The sequence below is a fragment of the Plantibacter sp. CFBP 13570 genome (genome assembly GCF_014841395.1).
GTDB classification, from domain to species: Bacteria; Actinomycetota; Actinomycetes; order Actinomycetales; family Microbacteriaceae; genus Plantibacter; species Plantibacter auratus.
Genome location: NZ_JACYTW010000008.1, coordinates 88,673 through 101,829, shown reverse-complemented (window position 1 = coordinate 101,829; position 13,157 = coordinate 88,673). Strand labels below are relative to the sequence as shown.

Annotated in this window: 9 protein-coding genes and 1 pseudogene; 5 read left to right on the top strand and 5 right to left on the bottom strand. The window is 68.1% G+C overall.

All coding sequences use genetic code 11. The features are described 5' to 3' along the window. Nucleotides 1–190: 190 nt before the first annotated feature. A complete protein-coding gene (locus IFT89_RS04980) occupies nt 191–3,283 on the bottom strand; it encodes a lamin tail domain-containing protein (protein ID WP_202938413.1) in 3,093 nt (1,030 codons plus the stop codon). 166 nt (nt 3,284–3,449) lie between these two features. Here IFT89_RS04980 and IFT89_RS04975 point away from each other — a divergent pair, with 166 nt between their 5' ends. Both IFT89_RS04975 and IFT89_RS04970 read left to right on the top strand, forming a co-directional pair. Further along, nucleotides 3,450–4,286 (top strand): dienelactone hydrolase family protein, encoded by an 837-nt coding sequence (locus IFT89_RS04975; RefSeq protein ID WP_202938412.1) that lies wholly within the window; start codon nt 3,450–3,452, stop codon nt 4,284–4,286. 38 nt (nt 4,287–4,324) lie between these two features. Then, nucleotides 4,325–4,702, top strand: coding sequence for a bleomycin resistance protein (locus tag IFT89_RS04970; RefSeq protein WP_202938411.1), 378 nt, complete (start codon nt 4,325–4,327; stop codon nt 4,700–4,702). A 42-nt stretch (nt 4,703–4,744) separates the two neighbouring features. Here the strand turns inward: IFT89_RS04970 and IFT89_RS04965 are convergent, their stop codons facing one another. Then, nucleotides 4,745–6,067, bottom strand: a complete 1,323-nt coding sequence (locus IFT89_RS04965) for a GNAT family N-acetyltransferase (protein WP_202938410.1) — start codon at nt 6,065–6,067, stop codon at nt 4,745–4,747. Nucleotides 6,068–6,406: 339 nt separating this feature from the next. Here IFT89_RS04965 and IFT89_RS04960 point away from each other — a divergent pair, with 339 nt between their 5' ends. Further along, nucleotides 6,407–8,059, top strand: a complete 1,653-nt coding sequence (locus IFT89_RS04960; RefSeq protein ID WP_213014173.1) for a DUF6119 family protein — start codon at nt 6,407–6,409, stop codon at nt 8,057–8,059. Nucleotides 8,060–8,064: 5 nt separating this feature from the next. Here the strand turns inward: IFT89_RS04960 and IFT89_RS04955 are convergent, their stop codons facing one another. After that, a complete protein-coding gene (locus IFT89_RS04955; RefSeq protein WP_202938408.1) occupies nt 8,065–8,874 on the bottom strand; it encodes a MerR family DNA-binding transcriptional regulator in 810 nt (269 codons plus the stop codon). Between the two features lie 152 nt (nt 8,875–9,026). On the opposite strand from IFT89_RS04955, the gene IFT89_RS04950 reads away from it, so the two are divergent. Both IFT89_RS04950 and IFT89_RS04945 read left to right on the top strand, forming a co-directional pair. Then, the gene (locus IFT89_RS04950; protein ID WP_202938407.1) at nt 9,027–10,205 is read left to right on the top strand and encodes a Fic family protein; all 1,179 of its coding nucleotides are present in this window, start codon (nt 9,027–9,029) and stop codon (nt 10,203–10,205) included. Continuing rightward, a pseudogene (locus IFT89_RS04945) lies at nt 10,205–10,750 on the top strand (GNAT family N-acetyltransferase). The gene IFT89_RS04950 and the pseudogene IFT89_RS04945 overlap by 1 nt, the downstream one beginning before the upstream one ends. A gap of 9 nt (nt 10,751–10,759) precedes the next feature. On the opposite strand, the gene IFT89_RS04940 reads toward IFT89_RS04945, so the two are convergent. Beyond that, nucleotides 10,760–11,929 (bottom strand): glycine C-acetyltransferase, encoded by a 1,170-nt coding sequence (locus tag IFT89_RS04940; protein WP_202938406.1) that lies wholly within the window; start codon nt 11,927–11,929, stop codon nt 10,760–10,762. Between the two features lie 49 nt (nt 11,930–11,978). Further along, a complete protein-coding gene (tdh, locus tag IFT89_RS04935; RefSeq protein ID WP_202938416.1) occupies nt 11,979–13,100 on the bottom strand; it encodes an L-threonine 3-dehydrogenase in 1,122 nt (373 codons plus the stop codon). Nucleotides 13,101–13,157 lie beyond the last annotated feature (57 nt).

Sequence of the window (13,157 nt, the reverse complement as noted above, 5' to 3'; positions counted from 1 at the left end):
CCGCACTCGGCGCGAGCGTGCGCCTCCCGGCCCGGGCGCACCCCACCCGCGCGAGCGCCCCCCTCCGGAGACCCGCGCTCACGTCACAGCACCGCGCTGGCACCCACCACCACACACCGGGCCGGAGCGACCGGTGACGCGGACGGCCCCGGGAGCGGTGTGCTCCCGGGGCCGTCGGACCTTCAGTCGGTCAGGCCGCGCGGCGACGCGCACGCATCGCGACGAGGACACCACCGAGGAGGACTAGCAGGACCCCCGCGCCGATCGTGCCGAACGGCAGCTCGGTACCCGTCGTCGCGAGCGAGCCGCCCGACGCCGCGCCGTCGACGCTTGTCCCGTCGGCCGCGACGATCCGCACCTCGGTCCAGCCGATGAGCGAGCCGTCCGCCGCGTAAACCGCGACCCGGTGGTCGCCCAGCGTCGCGTCGGCCGGGATCGTCGCCAGCAGGTCACCGGCGGCGTTCGTCGTGCCGGCGGCGATCCGCGCCGGCGTCGAGTACAGCCACACCTCGACGGCCGTCGCGGCGAAGCGGTCCTCGAGGCCGACCGTCACGGTCTCGCCCCGCCGCACGGTGTCCGCCAGCGTGATCGCACCGCGGTTGGCATCGGTCAGGCTCGTCCCGGGAAGCGGCGTGACTCCGCCGGTCGGGGGCGTCACGGGCGGCGTGGTCGTGCCGGGCAGCGAGCCGAGACGCAGGGCCTCGGAAGCGTAGCCGTCGGCGAACCAGTACACCGGACGCTTGCCGTCGACCGACAGCGAGGCCGGCGCGGTCGCGAAGCCTTCGTTGTTGAGGTTGGGCAGGCCGGCCGGACGCTCGACCTGAGCAATCCCCGGCTGTTCGGTCCCGTTCAACGTGATCTGAGCACCGGTACCCGCGCAGCCGTCGTCGCACACGGCCCACAGCACGCCGAGCGTCGTGTCGTAGTCGAGCGCCATGACCGCCGGGAGGCCCGGGTCGATCGTCGAGATCAGCGTGGCCGAGCCGTCGGCGTTCAGTGCGAACGCGTACACGTCGCCGGTGTCCTCGACGCCGACGAAGAACAGTCCGTCGCCGTGGCCCGCGTAGTTCGCCGGGTCGTACGTCGCCTTCGTGTTGTCGTCGAAGAGCTTGCCGGTGAGGTCGCCGTCGGCCACCCACTCGACGGCCTCGACACCGAGGTTCGCACCGACCGTCGGCAGCAGGGCCGTGAGGTCCCACTCCTCAGAGGCGACGACGTCGGGGCCGGGCGCGTTCGGGTCGACCTTGAGCACGGCGTTGAGCGTGGTGCCCTTCACGCTGTTGTCGCGCTCGACACCGACATAGACGGAACCAGCGCCGTCGACCGTGATGCCCTCGGTATCAGGACCCGCAGCAGACGGGTTCGACGCGTCCTTCTGGAAGCGGGCGCGCTTGCCCTTCTCCCAACCGTCGACGAACGAGACCGAACCGTCTGCGGCGATCGCGAGCTTCCAGAACGAGCCGGTGCCGTTGTCGACGGCCCAGAGGAACGCGCCGTCAGCGGTGACCTGGGTGTCGAGGCCGGAGCTGTCCTCGAGGAACATCGGCGTGGTGTCGAGCACCGTCACGTCGGGCGAACCGGGCCACGGGCCGACCGGGATCTCACCGGCGCAGACGTTGGCCGCACCCTTGGTGGCCTCGGCCGTCGCTGCGAAGGCGCCGGTCGCATCGGGGCAGCGTCCCCAGGTGTTCGCCGGGTGGCCCTCGCCCCAGGTGGTCGAGTCGAGCAGTGCGTCACCCTCGAAGAGACGGACCGTGTCGCCGCCGCCGAGACCGAAGCCGAGGGCTGCGCGCTCGATGACGAGGTAGCCGCCGGCCGCGATGCTCGTGCCGGTGGGGATGGCGTAGGCGTGAGTGTCGTCGTCGTCCTTCACGACGATGCCGGAGACGTCGAGCGCGGCGGTCGTCGGGTTGACGAGCTCGATCCAGTCGTCAGGCGAACCGCCGTCGGACTCGACCTCGTTGATGCGCACCGGGTTGCCGCAGGCGTTGCGCAGTCCCTTGGTGGAGACGGCGGTGTCGACGAACTCGCCCGTGCCGTCGGGGCAGCGCGCGAAGACGCCATCCGCGTGGGCCGCGTAGGTGTACTCGGCGACCGTCGCGCCGGCGGCGTTCCGCACCGTGGTGGTGTCGCCGTTGCCGAGCCCGAACGCGAAGTTCACGTTCTGGTCGAAGACGAAGTAGGCGCCGGGCTGGAGGATCGTGCCCGCGGGCAGCGGGGTCGTGTCGGCGGCGTGGCCCACCGGGTCGCTGTCCATGAGCGTCCAGCCGGAGATGTCCAGCGCGGTCGCCTCGAGGTTGACGATCTCGACCCAGTCGGTCGCGTCGTTGTTCGACTCGACCTCGTTGATCGCGACGTTCGGGAGGACACAGTCGTTCGCGGCCCCCTTGGTGATGCGTGCAAGCGTGAAGTCGCCTTCACCGTCGGGGCAGCGGGCGAGCGTCGCGGCGATGAAGTCACCATCGATGGCCGCGTGGCCACTCCACGTTCCCGAGCGGTCGATGAGCGTGCCGGTCGCGTCTAACAGGCGGATCTCGTCGGCGCTGCCGATGCCGATCGGGTCGCGGAACGCGCCCTGCGTCTCGGTGCCGCCGACGAGCCCGATCGTCGCTTCGTCGACCACGAGGAACTCGCCGGGAGCGATCGACGTGCCGGGCAGGAACTGCCAGCGGTGGTCGTCGGAGTTGTCGCGGATCTCGTAGCGCGAGATGTCGAGCGCCGTCGTGCCGGGGTTGAAGAACTCGACCCAGTCGGATGGCTGGGAGTCGATCTCGTTGATGCGGATCTCACCGTCGGTCTCGGGGACCTCGGGTGCGGTGAAGACGTTCGCGGCGCCCTTCGTCGACTCGGTGGTCTCGGCCCAGCCGGCGCGGTCGGCGGTGACGCCGTAGGTGACCGGCGCGTGGGCGGTCCACGAGTACTCGTCGGCGAGCGCCGCGGTCGGGTCGAACAGGCGGACCGAGTCCTCCTTGCCGAGGCCGAACCCGAGCTGGTCCTCGTCGACGACGAGGAACGCACCGGGCTCGACGACGGTGCCGGCCGGGAACGCGTAGTTGCTGTCGTCCTTGTTGTCCTTCACGACCCAGCCGTCGAGCGTGACCGCGGTCGACGCGGTGTTGGTGAACTCGATCCAGTCGCCGGGGACGCCCCCGGAGGACTCGATCTCGTTGATCTGGAGCCCCGGCGCTGGGGCGGCGACGGCGGCGACGGGCGTCGCGATGAGGGCGGTTGCACCGATGGCGCACGCGGCGGTCATCGTCAACACACGGGTGAGGCGGGGCATGGGTCTCCAGGGCACGAAGGGACGGGGATCTGCACCCATCCCATCGGCGTGGGGTTGCCGGGCGGAGGAGCGGCGGTGACCGAGAGATGAACGGCGGGTGGCTTCCCAGGCGGGACGTGCCACGATCCAGCAGATCGAACGCAGCGACCAGGACTACGCTCACCCCATGACCGACGATGCGACCACCGACACCGCTCCGCGCGCAGACCTCACCGGCTGGGTGCGGACCCCGTTCACCGGCGGCGGCGTCACGCACGACCGCTTCGAGAAGGGGTCCGGGCCGGGCGTCGTCCTCATCCCCGAGCTGCCCGGACTCACGCCCGAGGTCCTCGGGCTGGCGGAGCACCTCGTCGCGGAGGGCTTCACGGTCGCGATCCCCTCCCCGTTCGGGACGCCTGGGCACGAGGGGACCCTCGGCTACACGCTCGCGAGCGTGAGCAAGGTCTGCGTCTCCGCCGAGTTCAAGGCGTTCGCGACCGGTGCCCACCGGCCGATCGCCGACCACGTCCGGGCACTGGCCGCCGACCTCGCGGCCCGCACGCCGGGTCCTGGCGTCGGCGTCATCGGCATGTGCTTCACCGGCGGATTCGCGCTCGCGGCTGCCGTCGACGAGCACGTCCTCGCGTCCGTCATGAGCCAGCCGTCCACGCCGTTCCCCGTCAGCCGGGCCCGCCGCATCGACCCCGGGATGTCCGCCGCCGAGTTCGACACCGTCGCGGCCCGTGCGGCTCAGGGCTCGGTCTGCGCACTCGGTCTCCGCTTCAGCGAGGATCGGGCCGTCCCGCGGGAGCGCTTCGCGACCATCGCGGCCAAGCTCGGCGACGCGTTCGAAGTCATCGAACTCGACTCCTCCCCCGGCAACGCCGCCGGCTTTTCGAAGACCGCCCACTCGGTCCTCACCGGCGAGGTCCGCGAACGCGACGGCCACCCGGCGTTCGAGGCCCGCAAGCGCGTGGTCGCCTTCCTCCGCGAACGACTCGCGACACCGATCACGTCGGCCTGACCTTCCCCGACGACGGTCGCGCTGCGATCATCGACTCCATGACCTCGACACGACACGATCGCGCGACACCGAACCTGCCGTCTCGCAGCTTCGACGCGACGGAGACGTTCTACTCGGCGTTCGGGTTCGAGCGCACGTTCCGAGACGAGGGCTGGTTGATCCTCGTCCGCGGTGGTCTACAGCTCGAGTTCTTCCCCGCACCCGACCTCGACCCGGCATCGAGTAACTTCATGTGCTGCCTGCGTGTGGCCGACGTCGACGAACTCTACGACGCCATCCAACGTTCAGGAGTCCCCGAGGCGACCGTCGGCGCGCCTCGCCTGCACCTGGTCCGGATGCAGGATTGGGGACTCCGGGCCGGATTCCTCATCGACCCGGACGGCACGCAACTCACCCTCATCGAGCAACGCGACTGATCCGCGACGGCGCGGCATCCGCGGGTCGCTGCTCGGGACCGCCTAGAAGAAGGTGATCCCGTGCGGCGCGCGCGGCGTCTGGAGCATCGATCGAAGCAGGAGCGGCGCAGCAGGGTCGGCCGCCTGCAGCACACCGGCTGCGGCGAGCGACACCGGGGAGACCGCGCCGAGCAGGAGCGAACCGAGGTCGGCGACGTCGAGCGCGAGGTCGGCGCCGGCAGCGTCGGTCTCGTCGCTCAGCTTCGTAGCCGTGCCGTGACCACCGGTCACCTCGAGGCGGAACGTGCCCGCCGCGTAGCCGAGCGCGTCGGTCACGGCGATCGTCAACGAGCCGTCGACCGCGAACGGACGCGACGCGAGGACGGCCGGGAGGTCGAGGACGCGCAGCCACACGTGGTCCTCTTCGTGCTCGATGTCGTAGGCGCGATTGTCGCCGAGGGCCGAGACGATCGGGTCGTCGAGGCGGGCGCGGTTGTACTTCACGACGTCGTTGAGGTCGATGGAGAGCAGGAACTCCCACAGCGACAGGTAAGCCGCGTCCGTTGCGTAGACGAGGTCGATGATCTCGATACCGGTCTGACCGCCGGGCTGCTCGACCATGCGCCACGTGACGTAGCCGTCGACCTCCTCGCCGTCGGCGGGACGGTGCACGGCGGCACGGGTGTCCTTCGCCGGTTCACCGTCGCGACCCAGCGTGCCGAGGACCAGCGGCCAGGATCCGGTGTTGCGGACCATGGACCCGATCGAACGCTCGTCGAAGCGGTCGAACACCTGACGTGCGACGCCGTCGACCAGGTACTCGGGCGTGACGACGGACACGATGCCGCTCGTCGGCGCGAGGAACGGCAGTGCCTTCGCGCGCTTCACGACGACGTTGCGCTCACGGATCGCGGAGCCGAATCCGAACCGACGGTAGATCGTGCCCTCGCTGGCGGTGAGGGCCGCGATCGCATAGCCGTCGGCGACGCCGCGCTCGAGAGCCTGCGTCATCATGCGGCGCAGGATCCCGCGGCGACGTTCGGTCGGGCGGACCGTGACGTCGGAGATCGCCTGCGTGTTGATGCTGGTGCCGTCGCCCCAGCTGAGCGCCTTCGGGAACCAGGAGAAGGTGCCCGCGGGCCAGGTCTCGTCGACCGAACCCGGCTGCGGGTTGCGGACGTAGGCGCCGAGTAGCACCGCTTCATCGGCGATCAACTCGTTCACCTTGCGCTTGCGCGCCTCCGGCTTGGGGGTGGACTCGTGGAAGCCGAATCCGATGGCGTCGAGCGCCGCCAGGCTCTCCGGGGTCGGTTCGCCGTCGGCCCCGTTCGCGAACGGGAACTCACGGAGCTCGTACCGGGTGTCGAAATCTTTGCTGTTGGCCACGACTCCAGCCTAACGACCCGGCCTGACACGCCCCCTCACAAGCACCTTTGGCCCGCCGTCGAAGAGAAGCCGCAAGGCACTGCTTGGAGCGCTTATGCATCGCGAGAAAAGGTACGCGAGTCGCGGCGTCCTGGACGCGACGCAAGATCGACAAGACGACTACGACAAGAGACCGGGCGTCAAGACTCATTTCGCACTCATCACCTGCCCAGCTCGAGCCTTTGACGCGGGCACTTGTACCCCGCAAGGGGACTGATGCCCCTCGAAGGCGGGACGACAAGCTAGGGGTTGCAGGTACCGAGACGGGACTTGCTCATTCGCATTTAATTCGGGGGAAATATGAGACTGACTATGTACTTGTTGCGGGACGGTAGCATGCTAGACGCTTCGGCTCTCCGACTTTCGTCTGCGCCACGAGAACTAACCATGAACGCGGTCGACGGTGTGAAGGCGCTGTCGTTCCTCGTCGAAGGCGAGCCCAAAGAGCCCTCGTGGATCAGCAACGTCGAAGTCATCGCAAGGGTCCGTGAGCATGTTTCCGACTCAACGAGCTACGGCGCCGTACTACTCATGGAGCGGAAGGAGAGGGTTTTCGCCCTGACGTTCGGGACAGGGTTCCATGCAGTCGACCCGAAAGCGATTGAGCCGGGATTCGGTTTGCGCGTAGTAGCAAACTTGATCGCGTCCTCGCGAATTCGAGGAGCCCAAACGCGCGGCGTTGCGAGCAACACCCGGGATCAGCGCACGCTGCTGCCCGCGGACGGCAACTTCGCTGATCTAGATATCCAGGTTGACGAGGACTGGCTTCGTCAACTCTCTGGGAAGCCCGAGCAGGTTTCTGTCGCTACAAACCTCGCAGGCTCTGACTCCTTGCGTTTGACCATCGCAGACTTCTCACTGCGCAACATCGCAGCGAAACTAGACGAGGTGCTGGCCGCATATGCGAAAGAGGACTTCCGAGCTAAGTTTCCGTTCCTCGACCAGCTTGCGCCCCTCCCCTCGACGGATCCTCGAATCGAGAAACTTGACGAACTGGTGCAATCAAGGTTCCGTGATCGAGATGATTCACTGACATTTGCAGCGCCAGATCCCTTCGATCGCAACGAAGATCTCTTCGACCACTACGAGATCACACTCGGCTACCAGGGCAGATACGTACTCGGCGATCTAGACTCGGCCTCGGTCTTCGGTGCCCTTCTAGACCTACCCCCAGACAAGGATCCCCTCAACGATGTGCGGGTGGAAGCGCTCAGCGAAGATGGTGGGCACACGGACAAGGTGAGGCCATTGAAGTCGTATGTTCTTGCTGAACAAGACTTTGAAGACGAGAGCTTCCTGCTGACCGCTGGCCAATGGTTCCTGGTGCGCCATGACTTTGTCGCCCTTGTCAACGAACAAGTGGCACGAATCCCCGACCTGTCTGAAGACCTCGATCTTCCCACCTGGGACGTGGCAGCGCTCCGAAGTCGGCTCCAAGGCACGAAGGAGACTGCCGAGGGACTGTACAACAGGGATCTCGCGGCAAACCGCGGCTACGCACTGCTGGACAAAGAGCTCGCCTACCTTGGACCCCACGAGAAGCTCGAGGTGAGCGACCTGGTCACACCGTCGGGCGAACTACTCTGCGTGAAGGCCGCATCGAAGTCCGCAGCTCTGTCTCACCTCGTCGCGCAAGCAGTGAATAGTGCGGCAACCTGGGGCAGCAAGGCGCACCAGACGGTGCTGCAGACAGCTTGGAAAGAGACAACGGGCGACGCGAGTGCGGAGCTGAAACGGGACGACGCGATCTTCGTTCTCGCCATCGCTACACCGAAGCCTGGACCGCTCCATGAGTCACTTTTCTTCTTCACAAAAGTCCTTCTGGCAAACGCGCTCAGGTCAATCACCAGCGCGCAGATCAGAGTTGCGCTCGCTCGCATTCCGATGGATGTTCCCCCGGCCGAGAAGAAGCCTCGGAAGAAGCGCGGCTCAGCTGGGCCCTCCTTCAAATAGCGACCTCACGGCAGGGTGATCGACACCTCGACCGTGTACTCGTCGGCGGTCTGGCCGAGCACCCGCTGCCGCAGCTCCGTGGTCGGCATCGTGATGCCGCGCTCCGCGATCGCGTCGAACAGGGCGACCACCGCGGGGTGGGTCGATCCCTCGGGGAGCTCGACGCCCGGTTCGGATCGCCAGACCGCGGCGAGCTCGGTCCGCTCGGGCAGCACGTCGACCGTGGTCTCGTCACCACCCCACGTCGGTTCGAGCTGCGACGAGGTCGGCCAGCAGCAGACGATCTCGACCGCCCCCTGCTCGCCCGGACGGAGCGCGGTCCAGAACGTGCCCGTCGGGCCGACCCCGGCCTCCTGCAGGGCGACGTAGAGCTGCGAGAACTGCTCGTTCGCGTCCTCGTCCGTCACGGCGTCCTCGTCGCCGCGCGGCACGGTGAGCACCCGGCCGACGTAGGGCTGGGGCGGGAGCGCGCGTTCGACGATCTCGACCGGTGCCGCGAGCGACGCGACGACCGAGCGGGCCTGCGCGAACGCGTGGTCCTCCTGCTCCCGCTGCTCCAGGACCAGGCGGTGGTGCACGTCGATCGCGGTCGACGGGTCGGCGCCGGCGACGGAGACGCCCACCGCGGCGAGGGGCACGCCGGCATCGCGGAGGGCCTTCACGATCACGCCCGAGCGCACCTGCTCCTCGCCGTAGCGGCGGTAGCCGGAGTCGGGATCGACGTCGGCCGGAACCAGGACGCCCTTCTCGTCGTAGTGGCGGAGCGCCTTCACGCTCAACCCGGTCATGCCTGCGAACTCTCCGATGTGCAACATGTTCCAAGCATCACGCCTCCCCCTACGGGAGAGTCAAACCGCTGACATCGGCGTCCAAACCGCACCCCGAAGGTTCCTTAGTGAAGGATAAGCGCCTAAACTTCACTAACGGCTGTCATAACTGCAACTTCGGCCGGGAACAGGAGGGGACGATGACGACCGCTGTCACGTATGAACAGCGGCCCTGGCGGTCGCGTATCGCTCCCGACGCGTTGCCGAAGCGCGAGCGGCTGCTCCTCGCACAGCCATACGACGCCGCGGTCCCGACGCCGATCGCGGACCTCGACATCCGCTTGTCGGATGGTCTCGTGGAGCTGCTGGGCGAAGCGCAGGAGCGGATCATCCGTTTCGACAGCGAGGTCGGTCACGTCACCGCGCCCTTCTCGTCGATCCTGCTGCGGAGCGAATCGGCGTCGAGCTCGCAGATCGAGAACCTGACGAGCAGCGCGAAGGCGATCGCCGAGGCCGAGTTGGACGAGCGTGATACCGGGAACGCACCACTCATCGTCGCCAATGTCCGAGCTCTCGAGGCAGCACTCGCGGCATCGGACGAGCTCTCCAACACGACGATCATCGCCATGCAGGAGCAGCTCCTCGGCACATCGGCACCGGAGATCACCGGCCGATATCGCGACGAGCAGGTCTGGATCGGGGGCGGCAACTTCGGTCCGCATGAAGCAGACTTCGTTCCGCCGCACCATGACCGTGTCGCAGCGGCGATGGACGACTTCATCGCCTACTCCCTCCGACCGGCACCCCTCCCGCTCGCTGCGATCGCCGTCGCTCACGCGCAATTCGAGACCATCCACCCGTTCCCTGACGGCAACGGGCGCACCGGTCGAGCGCTGGTGCAGGCCGCCCTCCGGCGAGTCGGACTGACCAGCGGGGTCACTGTGCCCATCTCAGCCGGCATCCTGCAACAGCGCGACGACTACTTCGCTGCACTCACCAGCTATCGGCAGGGCGACGTCGAGCCGATCGTCCACGTCTTCGCCGACGGTGCGTTCCTCGCGATCGCCAACGGACGGACATTGGTGGAGGAGATCGAGACCATCCGAGCCGCATGGCAGCAGGCCTTGCGCGACATCCGCGCCGATTCGGCCGCGCACCTCATCACTGCGCTGGCACTGGAGCATCCGGTGATGAACAGTCGACTCGTGCGCGAACATCTCGACGCCTCAGATCGCACGGTCTTCAACACCCTCGACACCCTCGTCGACCGTGGCATCCTCACGGTCGGCTCGTCGCGACAGCGGAACCGTCTCTGGACTGCGCCTCCCGTTCTGGCAGCGCTCGACGGGTTCGCTGCGCGCAGCATGCGGCGCGGCTGATGGCGCTCCCCCACGACACGGAGCACCTGCGGTTCCGGCGCATGACGCCGGCGGACCTCGACGAGATGGCGAAGCTCCTCGGCGACCCTGCGGTCATGCAGTTCTACCCGTCACCGAAGACCCGCGAGCAGGCCGCGGCGTGGATCGCCTGGAACGAGGACAACTACGCTCAGTACGGCCTCGGCCTGTGGATCCTCTAGACCCACGACGGCGACTTCGTCGGTGACTGTGGCTTGACGTGGCAACGGGTCAACGGCGAGCTGAAGCTCGAGGTCGGGTACCACGTGAGCCCCGCCTGGCAGGGTCGAGGGTTCGCGACCGAGGCCGCCTCCGCCAGTCGGGACTTCGCCCGGGAGCACACGGACTCGTCAGAGCTCGTCGCGATCGTCCACCCCGACAACCGGGCGTCGTCGCGCGTGGCGGAGAAGATCGGCATGCGACGGGTGGACGACGACCTCGGAGCAAACGGGTCGGTGCGGCACGTGCTGAGCATGCGACTTCGATCGACGGCCGGCCTCAGCGACGCCGATCACCTCACTGAGTAGCCGCCGCACCTACCCCCGCGCCGCCACGAACGCCGCGACGCAGTCCTCGATGTCCTGCTCACTGTGGGCGGCACTGATCTGCACGCGGATGCGGGCCTCGCCGCGGGGCACCACCGGGAAGCTGAACGGGATCACGTAGATGCCTTGCTCGAGCATCCGCGCCGCGACCTGGACCGCCTGCTGCTCGTCGTCGAACATCACCGGGATGATCGGGTGCGAGCCTTCCAGCAGACGGAAGCCCTCCTGGGTCATGCGGGCACGGAACAGGTCCGCCTTGCGGAACAGTCCCTCGCGCAGCTCGTCACCCTCCGCCGCAAGCTCGACTGCCCGACGCGCCCCGGCGACGAGCGACGGCGCCAGGCTGTTCGAGAACAGGTACGGCCGGCCCGACTGCCGCAGCACATCGACGATCTCCTGCTTCGCGCTCACATACCCGCCCGACGCACCGCCGAGCGCCTTGCCGAGGGTGCCGGTGAGGATGTCGACGCGGTCCTGCACGCCGAACAGCTCGGGCGTCCCGCGACCACCCGGGCCGACGAAGCCGACGGCGTGCGAGTCGTCGACGAGGACCAGCGCGCCGTAGCGGTCGGCGAGGTCGCAGATCTCGTCCAAGGGTGCGTAGAAGCCGTCCATCGAGAACACGCCGTCGGTGACGATCACGGTGCGACGTGCGTCGGCCGCGTTCATGAGCTGCTGCTCGAGGTCGGCCATGTTGCGGTTGCGATAGCGCAGGCGGCGGGCCTTGCTCAGACGGATGCCGTCGATGATCGACGCATGGTTGAGCGCATCGGAGATGATCGCGTCGTGCTCACCGAACAGCGCACCGAAGACCGCCCCGTTCGCGTCGAAGCAGGAGGAGAACAGGATGGTGTCCTCCGTGCCGAGGAAGGCGCTCAGCTCCTGCTCGAGGTCGCGGTGGATCTGCTGCGTGCCGCAGATGAAGCGGACACTCGCGAGCCCGTAGCCCCACTCGTCAAGCGCCAGCTTCGCCGCATCGACGATCGACGGCTCGTTGGCGAGGCCGAGGTAGTTGTTGGCGCAGAAGTTCCGCACCTCGCGGCCGTTGATCGTCACGTGACTGCCCTGGCGGGACGTGATCGCGAACTCGCGCTTGGTGAGGTCGTCCGCCTCGATGCGGTCGAGCTGGTCGCGCAGCTGCGTCTTGATGGTGCCGTACATGTCGTCTCCTCGGGGTCGAGTGGGCGGTTGAGCTGAGTGTGGCGGTCGCTCAGGCGGCGGTCGCGGCGTGGGCGGCGTGGGCGGCGACCGGTGCCTGTTCGTCGATGACGCCGGTGATGACGACGTCGCGGGTGTCGGTCCAGTCGATGAGCACCTTGCCCGCCGCTCCCCCGCGCGCGGTGTCGAACGCGTCCTGCCAGGAGGCGAGCGGGAAGCGGGCGGCCACGAGCGATTCGAGGGCGTTGCGGAGCTCGGGGCTGTGATCGACCATGGCGCTCGCGTGGTGCCAGGTGTCGAACATCTCGCGGCCGTAGATGCCCTTGATGGTGATCATGCGGGTGATGACCTTGGTCCAGTCGATCTCGATGTTGGTCGACGGGAGACCGAGCAGCGCGACCTTGCCGCCGGTGTTGAGGTTCTCGATGAGCTCACTCGCCGCGGCGGCCTGTCCGGACATCTCGAGGCCGATGTCGAAACCCTCGAGCATGCCGAGCTCGGCCTGGGCGTCGGCGACCCGCTCCTTCGAGACGTCGACCACGCGGTCCGCCCCGACGGCGAGGGCCTTCTCGAGGCGGTCGGCGACGACATCGGTCGCGACGATGTTGCGCGCACCGGCCACTCGGCAGACGGCGATGGCCATGAGGCCGATGGGTCCGCAGCCGGTGATGAGGACGTCTTCGCCGAGGATCGGGAAGCTGAGCGCGGTGTGGACGGCGTTGCCGAGGGGGTCGAACAGGGCGCCGAGGTCGGGGGTGACCTGGTCGCCGTGGACCCAGACGTTGGTGGCCGGCAGGACGACGTACTCGGCGAAGGCACCGTCGAGGTTGACGCCGAGGCCGCGCGTGTGGCGGCAGAGGTGGCGGCGGCCGGAACGGCAGTTGCGGCACGTGCCGCAGACGAGGTGCCCCTCGCCGGAGACCGCTGCTCCGACGGGGATCCCCTCGACGCGGCTGCCGACCTCGACGACCTCGCCGGAGAACTCGTGGCCGGGGACGAGCGGGGCGTCGACAGCGCCGGCCGCCCACGGGTCCCACGACTCGATGTGGAGGTCGGTGCCACAGATGCCGGTGCGGTGGACGCGGATGAGGACGTCGTCGGAACCCATGGCCGGCATCGCGCGCTCGACGAGTTCGAAACCGGCGGTGTCGGGTCGTTTCCAGAGGGCGAGCAACGGCGTTCCTTCCTGCGGGAGCGGCGGCGGCCGGTGGTACCGACTGTCGCGGACGGG